This is a genomic window from Marivita sp. GX14005 (assembly GCF_023370775.1).
Lineage (GTDB): Bacteria > Pseudomonadota > Alphaproteobacteria > Rhodobacterales > Rhodobacteraceae > Marivita.
In genome coordinates, this window is record NZ_JAMCCQ010000005.1 from 315,003 (window position 1) to 332,315 (window position 17,313).

Annotated in this window: 23 protein-coding genes; 22 read left to right on the forward strand and 1 reads right to left on the reverse strand. The window is 67.0% G+C overall.

The genetic code is table 11. From position 1 onward, the window contains the following. Positions 1–20 precede the first annotated feature (20 nt). Positions 21–383, forward strand: coding sequence for a hypothetical protein (locus tag M3465_RS15460; protein ID WP_249502671.1), 363 nt, complete (start codon positions 21–23; stop codon positions 381–383). 3 nt (positions 384–386) lie between these two features. On the opposite strand, the gene M3465_RS15465 is transcribed toward M3465_RS15460, so the two are convergent. Continuing rightward, positions 387–1,439, reverse strand: a complete 1,053-nt coding sequence (locus M3465_RS15465; RefSeq protein WP_249502672.1) for a YeeE/YedE family protein — start codon at positions 1,437–1,439, stop codon at positions 387–389. Positions 1,440–1,807: 368 nt separating this feature from the next. Here M3465_RS15465 and M3465_RS15470 point away from each other — a divergent pair, with 368 nt between their 5' ends. From M3465_RS15470 to M3465_RS15570, 21 genes are all read left to right on the forward strand, one after another. Then, a complete protein-coding gene (locus M3465_RS15470; protein ID WP_249502673.1) occupies positions 1,808–2,971 on the forward strand; it encodes a M20 aminoacylase family protein in 1,164 nt (387 codons plus the stop codon). An 81-nt stretch (positions 2,972–3,052) separates the two neighbouring features. Next, complete coding sequence (locus tag M3465_RS15475; protein ID WP_249502674.1) at positions 3,053–3,865, forward strand: glycosyl transferase; 813 nt, start codon at positions 3,053–3,055, stop codon at positions 3,863–3,865. Between the two features lie 172 nt (positions 3,866–4,037). Beyond that, complete coding sequence (gene fabF, locus M3465_RS15480; RefSeq protein WP_249502675.1) at positions 4,038–5,300, forward strand: beta-ketoacyl-ACP synthase II; 1,263 nt, start codon at positions 4,038–4,040, stop codon at positions 5,298–5,300. 3 nt (positions 5,301–5,303) lie between these two features. After that, complete coding sequence (mltG, locus tag M3465_RS15485; protein WP_249502676.1) at positions 5,304–6,464, forward strand: endolytic transglycosylase MltG; 1,161 nt, start codon at positions 5,304–5,306, stop codon at positions 6,462–6,464. Positions 6,465–6,486: 22 nt separating this feature from the next. Further along, positions 6,487–7,230, forward strand: coding sequence for a sulfite exporter TauE/SafE family protein (locus tag M3465_RS15490; RefSeq protein ID WP_249502677.1), 744 nt, complete (start codon positions 6,487–6,489; stop codon positions 7,228–7,230). A gap of 178 nt (positions 7,231–7,408) precedes the next feature. Continuing rightward, positions 7,409–7,759, forward strand: coding sequence for a hypothetical protein (locus M3465_RS15495; RefSeq protein ID WP_249502678.1), 351 nt, complete (start codon positions 7,409–7,411; stop codon positions 7,757–7,759). Continuing rightward, positions 7,689–9,038, forward strand: a complete 1,350-nt coding sequence (locus M3465_RS15500; protein WP_249502741.1) for a DNA-packaging protein — start codon at positions 7,689–7,691, stop codon at positions 9,036–9,038. The genes M3465_RS15495 and M3465_RS15500 overlap by 71 nt, the downstream gene beginning before the upstream one ends. Positions 9,039–9,108: 70 nt before the next feature. Continuing rightward, complete coding sequence (locus M3465_RS15505; RefSeq protein WP_249502679.1) at positions 9,109–10,281, forward strand: phage portal protein; 1,173 nt, start codon at positions 9,109–9,111, stop codon at positions 10,279–10,281. Beyond that, positions 10,274–10,501 (forward strand): GTA head formation protein, RCAP_rcc01685 family, encoded by a 228-nt coding sequence (locus M3465_RS15510; protein ID WP_249502680.1) that lies wholly within the window; start codon positions 10,274–10,276, stop codon positions 10,499–10,501. Before M3465_RS15505 ends, M3465_RS15510 begins: the two co-directional genes overlap by 8 nt. Positions 10,502–10,512: 11 nt before the next feature. Continuing rightward, positions 10,513–11,049, forward strand: a complete 537-nt coding sequence (locus tag M3465_RS15515) for an HK97 family phage prohead protease (RefSeq protein ID WP_249502681.1) — start codon at positions 10,513–10,515, stop codon at positions 11,047–11,049. A 27-nt stretch (positions 11,050–11,076) separates the two neighbouring features. After that, the gene (locus tag M3465_RS15520) at positions 11,077–12,255 is read left to right on the forward strand and encodes a phage major capsid protein (protein ID WP_249502682.1); all 1,179 of its coding nucleotides are present in this window, start codon (positions 11,077–11,079) and stop codon (positions 12,253–12,255) included. 153 nt (positions 12,256–12,408) lie between these two features. Then, the gene (locus M3465_RS15525; RefSeq protein WP_249502683.1) at positions 12,409–13,002 is read left to right on the forward strand and encodes a head-tail connector protein; all 594 of its coding nucleotides are present in this window, start codon (positions 12,409–12,411) and stop codon (positions 13,000–13,002) included. Continuing rightward, complete coding sequence (locus M3465_RS15530) at positions 12,999–13,334, forward strand: head-tail adaptor protein (RefSeq protein WP_249502684.1); 336 nt, start codon at positions 12,999–13,001, stop codon at positions 13,332–13,334. The genes M3465_RS15525 and M3465_RS15530 overlap by 4 nt, the downstream gene beginning before the upstream one ends. After that, positions 13,331–13,741 carry a DUF3168 domain-containing protein gene (locus M3465_RS15535; protein WP_249502685.1) on the forward strand — a complete coding sequence of 137 codons (411 nt, stop codon included), beginning with the start codon at positions 13,331–13,333 and terminating at the stop codon, positions 13,739–13,741. The genes M3465_RS15530 and M3465_RS15535 overlap by 4 nt, the downstream gene beginning before the upstream one ends. A gap of 35 nt (positions 13,742–13,776) precedes the next feature. Next, positions 13,777–14,193, forward strand: coding sequence for a phage major tail protein, TP901-1 family (locus tag M3465_RS15540; RefSeq protein WP_249502686.1), 417 nt, complete (start codon positions 13,777–13,779; stop codon positions 14,191–14,193). 3 nt (positions 14,194–14,196) lie between these two features. Beyond that, positions 14,197–14,517, forward strand: a complete 321-nt coding sequence (locus M3465_RS15545) for a gene transfer agent family protein (RefSeq protein WP_249502687.1) — start codon at positions 14,197–14,199, stop codon at positions 14,515–14,517. After that, on the forward strand, positions 14,514–14,723 hold the full coding sequence (locus tag M3465_RS15550; protein WP_249502688.1) for a rcc01693 family protein: 210 nt from the start codon (positions 14,514–14,516) through the stop codon (positions 14,721–14,723). Before M3465_RS15545 ends, M3465_RS15550 begins: the two co-directional genes overlap by 4 nt. Further along, positions 14,710–15,360 (forward strand): RcGTA-type gene transfer agent tail tape measure protein, encoded by a 651-nt coding sequence (locus M3465_RS15555; protein ID WP_249502689.1) that lies wholly within the window; start codon positions 14,710–14,712, stop codon positions 15,358–15,360. The genes M3465_RS15550 and M3465_RS15555 overlap by 14 nt, the downstream gene beginning before the upstream one ends. 10 nt (positions 15,361–15,370) lie before the next feature. Then, on the forward strand, positions 15,371–15,991 hold the full coding sequence (locus M3465_RS15560; RefSeq protein WP_249502690.1) for a DUF2460 domain-containing protein: 621 nt from the start codon (positions 15,371–15,373) through the stop codon (positions 15,989–15,991). Next, entirely contained in the window at positions 15,988–16,869 is an 882-nt protein-coding gene (locus M3465_RS15565) for a phage/gene transfer agent baseplate hub protein (RefSeq protein WP_249502691.1), read from the forward strand. Before M3465_RS15560 ends, M3465_RS15565 begins: the two co-directional genes overlap by 4 nt. Positions 16,870–16,871: 2 nt before the next feature. After that, the gene (locus tag M3465_RS15570) at positions 16,872–17,303 is read left to right on the forward strand and encodes a C40 family peptidase (RefSeq protein ID WP_249502692.1); all 432 of its coding nucleotides are present in this window, start codon (positions 16,872–16,874) and stop codon (positions 17,301–17,303) included. Positions 17,304–17,313: the final 10 nt, after the last annotated feature.

Genomic DNA, 17,313 nt, shown 5'->3' on the forward strand with positions numbered 1-17,313 from the left:
GGCTTCGCTATATTGATGCCATGAAACAGATTATTGCCACCGCGCTTGCGGCCGTTTTGATCGCCTCTCCAAGTCTTGCCGAGGACGGCACCAGCCTGATGGAGGAAGGCGCGCGGCTCTTCTTCAAGGGACTGGGCGAGGAAATGGAACCTGCGTTGCGCGAGTTCGAGAACCTTGCCGAGGAAATGGGTCCGGCGCTGCGCCGCTTTGCGCGGGAGATGGGTCCGGCGATGAAGGACCTGCTGCGCGAGGTCGAGGACTGGTCGGCCTATGAGCCGCCCGTGCGCTTGCCTAACGGGGATATCCTGTTGCGGCGCAAACCCGATCCCGCCCCGGCGCCGGAGGATTTGCCGGCCCCGGACGCGGGCGAGATCGACCTGTGAGCCTTACTCGGCCGGATGGGCGATGGCGCCGCGCGGGGCCTTGTTCAGCGCGGCATTGGTGATGAGCGCGCCCGCGGCGATGGACAGGATCGCCAAGAGCGCGGCGATGGAGAGGGTCGGCACGCCCGCGAGCCCTGCACCGACCGTGCAGCCGCCGGCCAGAACGCCGCCGATGCCCATCGAGACCGCGCCCGCGGCATAGCGTCCGGTTTGCGCCGGGGTCGAGAAGGACTGCCATGAAAAGCTGCGGAAGATCAGCGCCGCGACGAGTGCGCCGATCAGCGTGCCGCCAATCAGGCCGACGCCGAAATTGGCGGGGATCGAGCTCGATGCGATGGTCCAGAAAAGCGTATCGGCAAAGGGCGCGGTGAAGGACAGGCTTTCCATCGCGACCGGGTCAAAATCGTCGTAGAGCACGAACCCCGTGCCGACCCAGCCGAGCGGCACCAGCGCGCCGATTGCCGCCGCCATCACGAGCGCGGAGGCGCGGTTGCCCGAGCGCAGGGCGACGGTCAGGGCCGCGAGCGCGATACCGCCGGCCCAGAGTGGCGCGCCGCCGGGCAGGGACGCGAGCGAGACCGCATCGCCCAGCGGCAGGGTGACGGAGCCAAGCGACGTGCGCAACGGGGCGAGCACGCCCTTCAGCGTCGCATGGGCGGCGATGGCGAAAAGGGTCAGGACGAAGACCGCGCGCAGGTTGCCGGTTGCGGACAGAACGGTCAGCCGCGAGATGCAGCCGCGTGTGAGCACCATGCCGGCGCCGAATATCAGCCCGCCCAGCGCGATGGCGAGGATGGGTAGATCGGCGGCCATGAAGCGGTGGGCGCTGAAATCGACCAGTCCGACCAAGGTTGCGGCCTGGGTGCCGAGGACGGCAATCGCGAGCGCGGTGAGCCAGACGCCCAGTGCCTGCCTGCGATCCGCGCCGATCAGGCTGCGACGGAAGCAGAATTTCGTGCGCTCCGCCAGAAAGCCGAATGCGGCGCCCAGCGCCAGGGCGAGGATCACCGCCGCCTGCGGCGCGGTCAGGGATTCGAGGCCGAGATCTTCGAACATGGGGCGCTCCTTGCTGGTTTGGTTTCGCATGTGGCCGGGAATTGCCCTTGCGGCAAGAGATAAGGGGGCGCGGCAGGGGTTTGGGCCGCGAACGGCTGTGCGGGCGCGGCGCGGTTGATCGGAACGGTGTTCCGCGACGCCGGTGGATCGCGAAACATGCAGTTCGGGGGGAAGGGCGTTCGGGGCGTTCGCGGTTTTATTTGCCGGTGTTCGGGATGGCGGCGGAATTCGGGGGCGCTGCCCCCGTCGCCGCGGGGCGGCGACTCCCCCGAGATATTTGTGAAACAGAGAAGATCGGGACCACTTGCGGCGGGCCGGCGGCTGCGCCAAGGTCGGGCAATAGAGGATTGGACGGGAGGATTTGCCGGATGCCGGTCAAGAACCGATTTGCCGAATTGCAGGACGATATCACCGCGTGGCGGCGCGATCTGCACGCGCATCCCGAGATCCTTTTCGACACGCATCGCACAAGCGCGCTGGTGGCCGAGAAGCTGGAGGCATTCGGCTGTGACGAGGTCGTCACCGGGATCGGCCGGACCGGGGTGGTCGGCGTGATTCGGGGCAGGCGCGACGGGTCCGGCAAGGTGATCGGTCTGCGCGCGGATATGGACGCCTTGCCGATCCGGGAGGAAACCGGGTTGGGCTATGCGTCGCGCACCGAGGGGGCGATGCATGCCTGCGGGCATGACGGGCATACGGCCATGTTGCTGGGGGCGGCGCGATACCTCTGCGAGACGCGCAATTTCGACGGCACCGCGGTGGTGATCTTTCAGCCCGCCGAAGAGGGTGGCGGCGGCGGCAAGGAAATGTGCGACGACGGGATGATGGACCGGTTCGGTATTCAGGAGGTTTACGGGATGCATAACTGGCCGGGCAACCCGGTGGGCAGTTTCGCGATTCGTCCGGGGGCTTTTTTCGCCGCGACCGATCTTTTCGATGTGACCTTCGAGGGGCGCGGCGGACATGCGGCCAAGCCGCATGAGACCGTCGATCCGGTGGTGATGGCGGCGCAGGCGATCAGCGCACTGCAGAGCATCGCGAGTCGCAATGCCGATCCGGTCGATCAGATCGTGGTCTCGGTCACATCGGTGGAGACATCGTCGACGGCGTTCAACGTGATCCCGCAAAGCGTGCATCTGAAAGGCACGGTGCGCAGCATGTCGGGCGCGATGCGCGATCTGGCCGAGCGGCGGCTGGGGGAGATCTGCAGCGGCGTCGCGGCGGCGATGGGCGGGCAGGCGCGGCTCGATTATCGGCGCGGCTATCCGGTGATGGTCAATCACGAGGAGCAGACCCGCTTTGCCGCCGACGTGGCGCGGTCGGTCTCGGGCGCGTGCGGGGAGGCGCCGCTCATCATGGGGGGCGAGGATTTCGCCTATATGCTTGAGGAGCGGCCCGGTGCCTATATCCTTGTCGGCAATGGCGATACGGCTGCCGTGCATCATCCAGAATACGATTTCAACGACGAGGCGATTCCCTCCGGCTGTTCCTGGTGGGCGGAGATCGTCGAGCAGCGCATGCCGGCCGACTAGGGCGCGCATTTCGGCTTCTTTGGGCCAAAAATACCTGAACGCGGCGTGGCGCGTCTGCGCGCGCTCTGATAACCGGGCGGCATGATCGACAAGACTGGTGGCCCGGCAACGGTGGCCTGTATCAAATGGGGCGCGCTCTTCGGGCCGGATTATGTGAACCGGCTTTATTCCGGCGTGCGGCGCAACCTGTCGCGGCCGGTGCGGTTCGTCTGCATGACCGAGGACGCGGCGGGGCTGCATCCCGATATCGAGGTGATCGGGCTGCCGGTCGAGCCCTTTGCGGAGCCGATGGCCGAGGCGTTGGCCGTCGCCAACCGGCAGGGTGCGATGCGCAAGGTTTCGCTCTTCCGTCCGGGTGCGATTGCGGATTTGCAAGGGCCGGTTCTGGGCTTCGATCTCGATGTGGTGATCACCGGCGATCTGGATCCGCTGTTCGATCTGGCGCCGGGCGATGTGCTGATGCGGCACGACTGGACCGAGGCGCGCAAGGGGCGTCCGACGGGGCATGGATCGGTGTTTCGTTTCGATCCGGCGCGTCACGGGTTTCTGTATGACAATCTGGCGGCGCGGCCGTATGAGGAGGTCGAGGCAGCGCGCGGATCGGAGCAGCGCTATACCTCTCACAAGGCGATGGAGCGCGGGGCTTTCACCTATATTCCAGAGGGTTGGGTGGTGAGCTTCAAGTATGATTGCAACCCGTTTCCGCGCAATTACCTGCATCCTGCGCGATTGCCGGAGGGGGCGAAGGTGGTGTGTTTTCATGGCCGGCCCAAGATGCCCGAGGCGATCGAAGGCTATCGCGGATCGCTCATTCGATATGCGAAGCCGACCGGCTGGTTGCAGGAGCATTGGGTCGAGCATGCGCGGGAGGATCTGGGCGGGCGTTGGGCCTGACGCGGCTGACGCGTTGCCCGTGGTTCGCGCCGTGTTTTGGGGGCCAGCCCCCAAGCCCCCGGGATATTTCCGGCAAGAAGAAAGCGGGTTGAAGCCCGGTGCTTGCGCTCTTGCGGCAATTGTCTGGAACGCGGTAAGAGCGGGAAAGTCGATTTGAAGGAAGGACGGGTTTATGCGCCGGGTTGTCGTGACGGGTTTGGGATTGGTGACGCCGCTCGCGGACGGGGTCGAGGAAACGTGGCGCAGGCTGCTGGACGGGCAGTCGGGCGCGGGGACGATCACCAAGTTCGACGCCAGCCATCTTGCCACGAGCTATGCTTGCGAAGTGCCCTATGGCGACGGCTCGGACGGCACGTTCGATCCCGATGCCTATCTCGACAAGAAGGAGCGGCGCAAGGTCGATGAGTTCATCCTGTTCGGGATGGCGGCGGCGCATCAGGCGGTGCGCGATGCCGGCTGGATGCCCGAAGATGAAGAGGCGCGGCGGCGCACCGGGGTGATGATCGGCTCGGGGATCGGCGGCCTCAATTCGATTGCCGAGACCGCGCTGCTGATCCGGGACAAGGGGCCGCGGCGGGTGTCGCCGTTCTTTATTCCCGGCGCGCTGATCAACCTGATTTCGGGCAATGTGTCGATCAAATACGGCTTCAAGGGGCCGAACCATGCGGTTGTGACCGCCTGTTCCACCGGGGCGCATGCGATCGGCGATGCGGCGCGGCTGATCATGTTCGGCGATGCCGATGTGATGGTCGCGGGCGGGGCCGAGGCGGCGATTTCGGAAATCGGGATTGCCGGGTTCAACGCGTGCAAGGCGCTGTCGACCAAGCGCGGCGACGATCCGAAGGCGGCGAGCCGGCCCTATGATGTCGATCGCGACGGGTTCGTGATGGGCGAGGGCGCGGGGGTTGTCGTGCTGGAGGAGCTCGAGCACGCAAGGGCGCGCGGCGCGAAGATTTATGCGGAAGTGTGCGGCTACGGTCTGTCGGGGGATGCGCATCACATCACCGCGCCGTCCGAGGATGGCGAGGGCGGGGAGCGGTCGATGCGTGCGGCGCTCGATCATGCCGGGGTCGCGCCGGCGGATATCGATTACATCAATGCGCATGGCACCTCGACGATGGCGGATGTGATCGAGTTGCAGGCGGTCGAGCGGATGATGGGCGATGCGGCCGGCACGGTCACGATGTCCTCGACCAAGTCGATGACGGGGCATCTGCTGGGCGCGGCGGGGGCGATCGAAGCGATCTTCTCGATCCTGGCGATCCGCGACCAGGTGGCGCCGCCGACGATCAACCTGGACACTCCGGCGGTGGAAACGCCGGTCGATCTGGCGCCGAATGCCAAGCGCGAGCGCGAGATCCGTTATGCGCTGTCCAACAGTTTCGGCTTCGGCGGCACCAATGCGAGCGTTCTGTTCGGCCGGGTGGACGGCTAGGACATGTGGCGACATATCGCGTCCAACGCGCTGACCATATTGGTCATTCTTGTTTTTCTGGGCGGCGGTCTGCTGGTCTGGGCGCAGAACGAATACCGCGGCGAGGGGCCGTTGGCGCAGGCGATCTGCGTGCAGGTCGAACGGGGGTCGAATTTTCGGCGCGTGTCCGCCTCGCTGGAGGATCAGGGCGCCGTGTCGAGCGGGGCGCTGTTTCGCATCGGGGCCGATTACGCGGGCAAGACGGGTGATCTGAAGGCCGGCTCCTACCTCGTGCCCGAGGGTGCGTCGATGGCGGATATCGTGGATATCATCACGCGCGGCGGGGCCAGCACATGCGGCACGGAGGTCGTGTATCGCGTAGGGATCACCGGTGCGACGGTGCAGGTGCGCGAGCTCGATCCCGCGACGGGGCGGTTCGAGGAACTGGTGAAATTCGATCCGGCCGAGGCCGAGGCGCCCGAAGCCTATGCCGGGGTCAAGGCTCAGGCCGATACGCGCTACCGGGTGGCGCTCGCCGAGGGTGTGACCAGCTGGCAGGTGGTGCAGGAGTTGGGGCAGATCGACGTTCTGGAGGGCGAGGTTGACGAGGTGCCCGCGGAAGGCACGCTTGCCCCCGACAGTTACGAGATCAGCCCCGGGGACGAGCGCGGCGATCTGATCGCGCAGATGCAGTCGCGGCAGGAGGCGATCCTGGCGGAGGCCTGGGCGAACCGTGCCGATGGGTTGCCGCTGGAGAGCCCGGAGGAGGCGCTGATCCTGGCGTCGATCATCGAGAAGGAGACCGGCACGCCGGAGGAGCGCTTCCTGGTCGCGAGCGTGTTCACCAACCGTCTGGAGCGCGGTATTCGTCTGCAGACCGACCCGACGGTGATTTATGGGCTGACGAAGGGCGAGGGCGTACTGGGGCGCGGGATCCGGCAGAGCGAGTTGCGGCGCGAGACGCCGTGGAACACCTATTTGATCGACGGGTTGCCGCCGACGCCGATTGCCAATCCGGGGCGGGCGAGCATCGAGGCGGCGCTGAACCCGGCGGATAGCGATTACGTCTTCTTCGTGGCCAGAACGCTCGATCCGGCGGATGGGCATGTCTTTGCCGAGACGCTGGCCGAGCACAACCGCAATGTCGCCGCCTATCGCGCGCTGGAGGCGCAGCGGGACAACTGACGCCGGATGAAGGAGCGCGGGGATGGGGCCGGTCGAGCTTTTTGCGCTGGGAGCGGCGGTCCTGCTGGTCGCTGGGGCGATCAAGGGAATGGTCGGGATCGGCCTTCCGGCGGCGTCGATCAGCCTTCTGACGCTGGCGGTCGAGCCGCGCGTGGCGATTGCGCTGGTCCTGTTGCCGATGGTGGTCAGCAATGGCTGGCAGGTCTGGCAGATGGGCGGGATCGGGCTTGCGCTGCGGCGCTATTGGCTCTTTGCGGCGGTTCTGGCGGGGGTGATCCTGTTGACGGTGGCGCTGTCCGCGACCGTGCCGGACCGGGTGATTTTCCTTGCGACGGGGCTGTCGATCGTTCTTTTCTCGGCGGTCAATCTGCGCTTCGAGGTGCCGGAGCTCGGGCTGCGTTTCGACCGGCTGGCGCAGGGGGTGTTCGGCGCGGTTGCGGGTGTGCTGGGCGGGCTGTCGGGGATTTGGGGTGCGCCGATGGTGATCTACCTGACGGCGCGGCGGGTGCCGAAGGACGAGTTCGTGCGCGCGACGGGGCTTTTGATCTTTCTGGGCAGCGTGCCCTTGACGCTGGGCTATCTGCGGCAGGGGTTGCTGACGGCGGAGTTGGCGGCGGTTTCGGCGCTTCTAGTGGTGCCGACGCTGATCGGGTTCACGATCGGCGCGCATGTGCGGGGGCGGCTTTCGAATGACGGGTTCCGGCGATTGCTGCTCTATGTGTTTCTGTTTCTGGGGCTGAACCTTGTGCGCAAGGGGGTTTGGTAGGGCGGGGCATGTCCGTTAACGGACATGGACGGATGCGTTGACGCATCCGGTTGCGCCAAGGGGTTAACGCGGCGCGCGCCGCGTTAGCGGCGTCTTTGCGATTTGCCTGTTTATTGCTTCCTGCGTGCCACGCATCGGCGTGATGGACGGAGATCCATTCAGCACAAGGGGGCAGGGTTTGGGGATCCTTATCACTGCGAGCGAAGAGGGCGGCGCGCTTGAGAGCGAGCGCGCGGCCATTGCGCGGGAATTGGCGACCATTCGGGAGATGGTGGCCGCCCTGCGCGAGAAGGTCGAGGCCGGAGAGAGTGGGACCGGGGGCGAGGCAGGCAGGATCCTGTCCGATCTCCGGGTCTGGCTGAAACACGCCAAGGAAACGGAGGTGCAGATTGAGCGGCATCGGAGAGAGACCGCACGGGTCAGCGGAAGCTACGGGCTCGATCTTGACGCGGCGCGGGATGTTGTCGGGTGCCGATTGGATCGGCTCCGAAAGTGCTGCCGTGAGAGAGGCGTTTCTGACGGAGCTTGAGGCGGTGCCGGGGGCGCTTTTGGCGCTGCCCTACCTGTTCGAGTTCTGGGCCCATGCGCATCAGTTGCCCCCTGAGGGGGACTGGCGCAACTGGGTGATCCTTGGTGGGCGCGGCGCGGGGAAAACCCGCGCCGGTGCCGAATGGGTTCGGGCGATGGTCGAGGGGGCGCGGCCGTTGGACGGCGGGCGGGCGAAGCGCGTGGCGCTGGTGGGCGAGACGCTGGACCAGGTGCGCGAAGTGATGATCTTCGGAGATAGCGGGATCATGGCGTGCTCGCCTCCCGACCGGCGGCCCGAATGGCTGGCGACGCGGCGGGTGCTGCGTTGGCCGAACGGCGCGGAGGCGGTGGCCTGTTCGGCGCATGATCCGGAGAGTTTGCGCGGGCCGCAATTCGATTCCGCCTGGGTGGATGAATTGGCCAAGTGGAAGCGCGGGCAGGAGGCGTGGGACATGCTGCAGTTCACGCTTCGGCTTGGGGATGATCCGCGCGTGTGCGTGACGACGACGCCCCGGAATGTCGGCGTTTTGAAGGATTTGCTGGCGGCGCCATCGACGGTGGTGACACGGGCGCCGACTGAGGCGAACCGGGCCTATCTGGCGGCGTCGTTCCTCGATGAGGTGCGGGCGCGCTATGCGGGGACGCGGCTGGGGCGGCAGGAGTTGGATGGCGATCTGCTGGAGGAGGTCGAGGGCGCGCTTTGGACGCTTGCCGGCCTGGAGGCGGCGCGCTGCGAGAGCCTGCCGGAGTTCGACCGGATCGTGGTGGCGGTTGACCCGCCGGCGGGGTCGGGCAAGCGGTCGGATGCCTGCGGTATCGTGGTGGCCGGGGTTGTGACGGACGGGCCGCCGCAGGATTGGCGGGCGGTGGTGCTGGAGGATGCGAGCGTGCAGGGCGTGTCGCCGCTGGTCTGGGCGCGGCGTGCGATCACGGCGATGGAGCGCTGGGGGGCGTCCGCGCTGGTGGCGGAGGTCAATCAGGGGGGCGACATGGTGGAGACCGTGTTGCGGCAGGTCGATCCCATGGTGCCGGTGATCCGGGTGCATGCGTCGAAATCGAAAAGCGCGCGGGCGGAGCCTGTGGCTGCGCTCTACGAGCAGGGGCGGGTGCAGCATTTCGGCGTGTTCGACGCGCTGGAGGACGAGATGTGCCGCATGGCGCGGACGGGATTCGAGGGCGCGGGATCGCCCGACCGGCTGGATGCGCTGGTCTGGGCGCTGACCGATCTGGTGATCGCGCGCGCGGCGGAGTGGCGGCGGCCGAGGGTGCGCACGCTGTAGTTTACGATCGTTAACCTTTGTCTGTCAGGTTGTTTTCATCAGGCGGCAGAGCGGCAGGAGAGCAGGGAATATGGGGTGGAATATGTTTCGGCGGGACCGCAAGGCGGCTGAACCGGCAGAGGCCAAGGCAAGCGCGACGGGGCCGGTGGTGGCGTGGCAGAACATGGGACGGGTTGCCTGGTCGGCGCGGGACACGTCGTCGCTGACGCGGTCGGGGTTCGTCGGCAACCCGGTGGGGTTCCGGGCGGTGAAACTGATCGCGGAAGCGGGCGCTGCGGTGCCGCTGGTGTTGCAGGATGCGGAGCGGCGCTATGAGGCGCATCCGGTGCTGGACCTGCTGCGGCGTCCCAACCCGGCGCAGGGGCAGGCGGAGCTGTTCGAGGCGTTCTATGGGCAGTTGATGCTGTCGGGGGACGGGTATTTCGAGGCGGTCGGCGACGGCGTGCCGGGGGAGCTGCATGTGCTGCGCTCGGACCGGATGAAGCTGGTTCCCGGGGCGGATGGCTGGCCGGTCGCCTATGAGTATGGCGTGGGCGGCAAGGCGCATCGGTTCGAGATGGGCGAGGGGGCCGCGCCGATCTGTCACGTGAAGGCGTTTCATCCGCAGGACGATCATTACGGACTGAGCCCGATGGTGGCGGCGGCGCAGGCATTGGACGTGCATAACGCGGCGTCGCGGTGGTCGAAGGGATTGCTGGACAATGCGGCGCGGCCCTCGGGGGCGATCGTCTATCGCGGGACGGATGGTGTCTCGGGGATGGGGAACGATCAATACGAGCGGCTGGTGGAGGAGATTGAGAGCCACCATATGGGCGCGCGCAATGCGGGGCGGCCGATGCTGCTGGAAGGCGGGCTTGACTGGAAGCCGATGGGGTTTTCACCGTCGGACATGGAGTTCCAGAAGACTAAGGAGGCGGCGGCGCGGGAAATTGCGGTGGCGTTCGGGGTGCCTCCGATGCTCTTGGGGATTCCCGGCGAGGCGACATTTGCCAATTATGCGGAGGCGCATCGGGCGTTCTACAGGCTGACGGTGTTGCCGCTGGTGTCGCGGGTGTCGGCTGCGGTGTCGGTGTGGTTGTCGGAGCATGTGGGCGAGGAATTGGTTTTGAAGCCCGATCTCGACCAGGTGCCCGCGCTGGCGGCGGAGCGGGATGCGCAATGGGCGCGCGTCGCGGGGGCGGATTTCCTGACGGCTGGGGAGAAGCGCAGCCTGCTGGGCCTGCCGGCGGCGGCCGATGAGTGAGGCGCGCGGGGGGTATGAGCCGTTCGATTGCGCGCCGGCGCTGCGGCTGGAGGCGCATGAGAGGGTGACGTCTTTGCGGTTCGAGGGGATTTCGGAGCGGCTGGACCGGATCGAGGGGCTGATCGAGCGGCTGGAGCGGCGGATCTGGCTGGCGGTTTACGGGGTTGCAGCGGCTGTGATGGCCGATGTGGTGATGAGCGTCGCGCAGGCGGCGCCGTGAGGAGGCAGGGAATGGAACTGGAACGGAAGTTTTGCGGGTTCGAGGCGGTGACGGTGGCCGAGGGCTGCGTGATCGAGGGCTATGCCTCGCGCTTTGGGCAGTGCGATCAGGGCAACGATGTGGTGGCGGCGGGGGCTTATGCCGCGTCTTTGCAGCGGTTGGCCGAGGGCGGGCGCGCAGTGAAGATGCTGTGGCAGCACGATCCCGCGCAGCCCATCGGGGTTTGGGACGAGGTGCGCGAGGACGCAACGGGGCTCTATGTGAAGGGCCGGATTCTGGAGAGCGTCGAACGGGGGCGCGAGGCGGCGGCGCTGATTGCAGCGGGGGCGATTGACGGGTTGTCGATAGGTTATCGCACGAAATCGGCGGTGAAGGACAAGCAGGGCCGCAGGGTTCTGACGGAACTGGAGCTTTGGGAGGTGTCGCTGGTGACCTTCCCGATGCTGCCCAGTGCGCGGATGGCGGCGAAGGGTGATGTGCCCGGCGCGGGCCTGCGGGAGGTGGCGCGTATGATCGAGGATGCGCGCCGGGGTTTGGCGCAGGGTTAAGCGCCTTATTTTCAGGGGAAAATCGGGATGAGTGAGACCGGGACCATGTCGCGGAACGGGGAAGATGTGTCTGCCTTTACCCAGGTGGGGCAGGCGCTGGCGGGGCTGGTGGGCGATGTGCAGCGCCAGCGGGACGAGTTCAACAGGAAGTTTCAGGAGCAGGAAGAGCGTATGACCAAGATGGATCGAAAGAGCGTGACGGGGCGTCCGGTGCTGGCGGGCGGTGTGAAGGCGGAGGATGTGCATACGCGCGCCTTCGATGCCTATATCCGCAGCGGCGACGAGGATGCGCTGCGCGGGCTGGAGATGGATGTGAAATCCATGTCTACGGTAGTGAATGGCGATGGCGGGTTTCTCATCGATCCGGTGACGTCGGAAACGATTCAGGGCGTGCTGAACGGCTCGGCGTCGATCCGGGCGATTGCGTCTGTCGTCAATGTAGAGGCGTCGAGCTATGATGTGCTGGTCGATCAGGGTGATGCCGGGGCCGGTTGGGCCGACGAGATCGGCGCGCGGAGCGAGACCGGGACGCCGACGATTGACCGCATTTCGATCAAGCTGCACGAGTTGAGCGCGATGCCCAAGGCCTCGCAGCGGCTGCTTGATGATACGGCGTTCGATATCGAGACCTGGCTCGCGGGCAAGATCGCCGACACCTTTGCGCGCGCCGAGGCGGGGGCGTTCATCAATGGCGACGGCAATGACAAGCCGCGCGGTATTCTGAACCACGGGGCGGTGGACAACGATGTCTGGACCTGGGGCAATCTTGGCTACATCCCGACCGGTGTGGACGGCGATATCGGCAATGGCGATGCGCTGATCGAGCTGGTCTATGCGCTGGGGGCGGAATACCGCGCGAACGCGAGTTTCGTGATGAACTCCAAGACGGCTGGCGCGCTGCGCAAGCTGAAGGATGCCGATGGCCGTCATCTGTGGTCGGACGGGTTTGCCAGCGGTGAACCGGCGCGTCTGCTGGGTTATCCGGTGCTGGTGGCCGAGGACATGCCGGACATTGGCACGGGCGCCGATGCGATTGCCTTTGGCGATTTCCGTGCGGGCTACACGATTGCCGAACGTCCTGACCTGCGCGTCCTGCGCGATCCGTTCAGCGCCAAGCCGCATGTGCTGTTCTACGCGACCAAGCGTGTGGGCGGCGATGTGAGCGATTTCGCGGCGATCAAGCTGCTGCGCTTTGCCACTGCCTAAGCGGTGAGTGCGGACATGGGGAGGGCGGCGTGCCGTCTTCCTCATGGGGCGCGCGCCGGAAGGCCGGCGTTGTCTAGCCGCTCCCCTCCGTCCGAGCAACGGCGGTGGCGCGCGCCCAACCAGATCGCGGGACAGGTTTGCGGAGAATTCGAGATGTATTTGATGGAAGAGAGCCAGATACCGGAAGCGGCCCTGCCGGTGGCGCAGTTGCGCGCGCATCTGCGGATGGGCAGCGGGTTTGCCGAGGACGGCTTGCAGGACGATCTGCTGGGCGGGTTCCTGCGGGCGGCACTTGCGGCGGTGGAGGCGCGGACGGGCAAGGCGCTGCTCGCGCGGGATTTCGTGCTGACGCTGCATCGCTGGCGCGATGTGACGGGGCAGGTCTTGCCGATTGCGCCGGTGCGGGCGGTCACGCAGGTGACGCTGGTGGATGCGTTTGGCGGCGCGTCGGTGGTGCCGGCGGATCGCTACGGGCTGGGCGGCGATGGAGATGCGCCGAAGCTGGTGCCGATGGGCGCGTGTTTGCCGTTCATTCCCGAGCATGGATCGGTCGAGTTGCGGTTTGAGGCGGGCATGGCGGCGGCGTTCGGGGATCTGCCTGCCGATCTGGCGCAGGCGGTGATGCTGCTGGCGGCGCATTACTACGAGTATCGGGACGAAACGGCTTTGGGGCAGGGCTGCATGCCGTTCGGCGTGTCGAGCCTGATCGCACGGTATCGGCCCGTGCGGCTGGGGTTCGGGACATGAGCGTTCGGCTGACGGCCAAGCTGGTGCTGGAGCGGCTCGAGGCGGTGCCGGATGGCGCTGGCGGGATGCGCGAAAGCTGGGTGGAACTGGGCGTTCTGTGGGGCGAGGTCACGCCGCGCACGGGGCGGGAAACGCGCGGCGAGGCGGGGCAGGTGTCTGTTGCGGGGTTTCGGATTGTCGTGCGCGGACAGCCCCAGGGCCATTCGGCGCGGCCTTTGCCGGAGCAGCGGTTCCGGCAGGGCGGCCGGGTGTTTCGGATCAATTCGGTGACCGAGGCCGATGCTGGCGGGCGGTATCTGGTGTGCTTCTGCGAAGAGGAGGTGGCGACATGAGCTATGCGGTGGCGGCGGCGTTGCAGGCCGGGGTTTATAGGGAACTGGCGGCGGATGCGGGGCTTTCGGTGCTGGTGGGCGAGCGGATCTACGACGCGGTGCCCAAGGGCCGGTTGCCGGATTTGTACGTCGCGCTGGGGCCGGAGAAGGCGGTGGATGCGAGCGACAAGACCGGGCGCGGCGCGTGGCATGAGTTCGCGGTGTCGGTGATTTCGGACGAGGCGGGGTTTCAGGAAGCCAAGCAGGTCGCGGCGGCGGTGTGCGATGCGCTGATCGACAGCGGCATGGCGCTGGAGCGGGGCCGGCTCGTGGCGCTGAACTTCAAGCGGGCCACGGCGAGCCGCGAGAAGCACGGGCGGCGACGGGTCGATCTGATCTTTCGGGCACGGGTTGAGGATGACGCCTGAGGGCGTTTGGGATTTCTGGAAAGGGAGTGTGGGCGATGGGTGCTCAGAACGGGAAGGACCTTTTGGTCAAGGTCGATGTGGACGGCAATGGCACGTTCGAGACATTGGCGGGTTTGCGGGCCACGCGGGTCAGTTTCAACGCGGAAGCGGTGGATGTGACCTCGCTGGAGAGCGAAGGCGGCTGGCGCGAGTTGCTGGCCGGGGCTGGTGTGCGGAGCGTGGCGATTTCGGGATCGGGCGTGTTCAAGGACGCGGCGACAGATGCGCGGGCGCGGCAGATTTTCTTCGACAGCCAGATGCCGGCGTTTCAGGTCATCATTCCCGATTTCGGGGTGGTTCAGGCACCGTTCCAAGTGACGGGGCTGGAATACGCGGGCTCGCATAATGGCGAGGCGACGTATGAATTGTCGCTGGCCTCGGCGGGCGCGGTTTCCTTCACGGCGGCGGTCTAGGCCATGGCGAATCCCTGGCGGGGAGAGGTGGCGCTGGTGATCGATGGGCAGGCGCATGTGCTGCGGCTCACGCTGGGGGCGCTGGCGGAGCTGGAGGCGGGGCTGGGCGAGGGATCGCTCGTCGATCTGGTGGCGCGGTTCGAGGGCGGAGCGTGTTCGAGCCGGGATGTGCTGGCGTTGATCGTGGCAGGGTTGCGCGGGGGCGGCTGGCCCGGATCGGCGGCGGATCTGCTGGCCGCAGAGATCGAGGGCGGGCCGATGGGGGCGGCGAAGGTGGCGGCGGAATTGCTGGCGCGGGCATTCACGCCAGTCGGTGAGGCATGAGCCACTTCGACTGGCCTGCCCTGATGCGGGCGGGGATGCGGGGGCTGGGGTTGCGGCCTGCGGAGTTCTGGGCGCTGACGCCAGCGGAATTGCAGCTTTTGCTTGGGCGCGGCGCCGGGGCCGCTCCCCTGCGGCGGGACGGGCTGGAGGCGCTGATGGCGGCCTACCCGGACAGGACAGAAGGAACGGGCGATGATCGAGATTGAGGCATTGGGCGGGTTCGCCGAGCAAGTGGGCGCGCTGGAAGGAGCGCTTGCCGGGGCTGGCGATGTGGCGAGCGGTTTCCGGGCCGAGATGGGGCGGGTGAAAGCGTCCTTGGCGGAGACGGGCAAGGGGGCGGCGCGGCTGGAGGGGGCTTTGAACCGGGGGCTGGGCCGCGCGATCGAGGGCGTGGTGCAGGACGGGATGTCGCTGTCGGACGCTTTGGGCGGGATCGCGCGGTCGATGGCGGGGGCGGGCTATCGGGCGGCGGTGGCGCCGGTGAAGGACCAGCTGAGCGGGATGGTGATGCAGGGGCTGGGCAACCTGTTGCCTTTCGCGGATGGCGGCAGTTTCGCGCAGGGCCGCGTGATGCCGTTTGCGGATGGCGGTGTGGTGAGCGGGCCGACGACCTTTCCGATGCGCGGCGGCATGGGGCTGATGGGCGAGGCGGGACCGGAGGCCATCATGCCGCTGGCGCGCGGACCGGATGGCAAACTGGGCGTGCGCGCGGGTGGCGGCGGGCGGGCTGTCAACGTGGTGATGAATATCTCGACGCCGGATGTGCAGGGGTTCCGGCGCTCTCAAAGCCAGATCGCGGCGCAGATGGGGCGGGTGCTGGGTTCGGGCCAGCGGAATTTGTGAGGGGATGGGAATGCAGTTTCACGAGGTGAGGTTTCCGGCGGCGCTGAGTTTTGGCTCCGTCGGGGGGCCGGAGCGGCGGACGGATGTGGTGACGCTGGCCAGCGGATTCGAGGAACGCAACACGCCCTGGGCACATTCGCGCAGGCGGTATGATGCGGGGATCGGGCTGCGGTCCTTGGACGATATCGACACGGTTATCGCGTTTTTCGAGGCGCGACGGGGGCAGATGTTCGGGTTTCGTTGGAAGGACTGGTCGGATTTCCGGTCGTACAAACCGTCTGGTGTGGTTGCGGCGACGGATCAGGTGATCGGTGCGGGCGATGGGGCGCAGCGGGTGTTTCAGCTGGTCAAGCGCTATGCGTCGGGGGAGGCGTCTTATGCGCGGCCCATTGCGAAGCCGGTGGCCGGGTCGGTCGTGGTGGCGGTCGATGGGGATGAGGTGCCGTTCGACGTTGACGTGGCGACGGGGCTGGTGACTTTGGAGGCGGCTCCGGGTGCTGGCGCGGTGGTGACGGCGGGGTTCGAGTTCGACGTGCCGGTGCGGTTCGATACCGATCGCATCCATACCAGCGCAGCGACGTTTCAGGCGGGCGAGGTGCCGGATGTTCCGGTGATCGAGGTGCGGGTATGAGCGGCGGGGCGCTTCAGGCGCATCTGGAGAGCGGCGTGACCACGGTTGCGCGGTGCTGGGAGGTGCGGCGCAAGGATGGGACGCGGCTGGGCTTTACCGATCACGATCTGGATCTGGCGTTCGACGGGCTCGTATTTCGCGCCGATACCGGGATGAGCGCGGCGGCGTTGCAGCAGGGCACGGGGCTGGCGGTGGACAATTCCGAAGCGGTGGGCGCGCTTTCGGATGGCAGCGTGACCGAGGCGGATATCGCGGCGGGCCGGTTCGATGGGGCCGAGGTGACGACGTGGCTGGTCAATTGGGCGGATGTGGCGGCGCGCAAGGTGCTGTTTCGCGGAACGCTGGGCGAGATCACGAGGGCCGGCGGCGCGTTCCAGGCGGAGCTGAGGGGGCTGACGGAATGGCTCAACCGGCCTGTCGGTCGGGTCTATCAGGCGCCCTGTTCGGCGGTGCTGGGGGATGCGGCCTGCGGTGTTGATCTGAGCGATCCGGCGTTTCGGGCCGAGGCGGTGGTGGCCGAGGTTCTCGAGGTCGGCATGGTGCTGAGCGTTCCGGGCGCGTTCGATCCTGGATGGTTCCAGCGAGGGCGGCTGAACGTGCTGGACGGTGCGGCGCAGGGGCTTTGGGGTTCGGTCAAGCGCGATGTGGCCGGAGAGGGCGGCGCGCGGCGGGTCGAGCTTTGGGAACCGCTGCGGGCGACCTTGGCAGCGGGGGATCGCGTGGCGTTGATCGCAGGGTGCGACAAGCGGTTCGCGACCTGCCGGGAGAAGTTCGGCAATGTGCTGAATTTCCAGGGCTTCCCCGATATTCCGCAGGAGGAATGGGTGATGATCCATCCCAGCATGGCGCGGCGGCGCGACGGGGGCAGTCTGCGATAAGCGTGACGCTTGTCGTCAAGGCGGCGCGGGGCTGGATCGGGACGCCTTATGTTCATCAGGCGAGCCTGCGCGGTGTCGGGGCCGATTGCCTCGGGCTCATTCGCGGGATCTGGCGGGAGCTTCATGGCTGCGAGCCGGGGGCGGTGCCGGCCTATAGCGCGGATTGGTCCGAGGCGGGGGGCGAAGAGCGGCTTTGGCGCGGATTGGCGGCGCGGATGGATGCGCGCGATCTGCACGGCGAGGCGGCGGGCGATCTGCTGCTGTTCCGAATGCGAGAAGGGGCTGTGGCCAAGCATCTGGGGATACAGGCGCGCATCGGGCCGGAGGCGAGTTTCGTGCATGCCTATAGCGGGCGCGGGGTTTTGGAGACATCGCTGAGCGCGCCGTGGCGGCGGCGGATCGTGGCGCGGTTCGCGTTCAGCGACAAGGGTTAGGGGCAGGAAC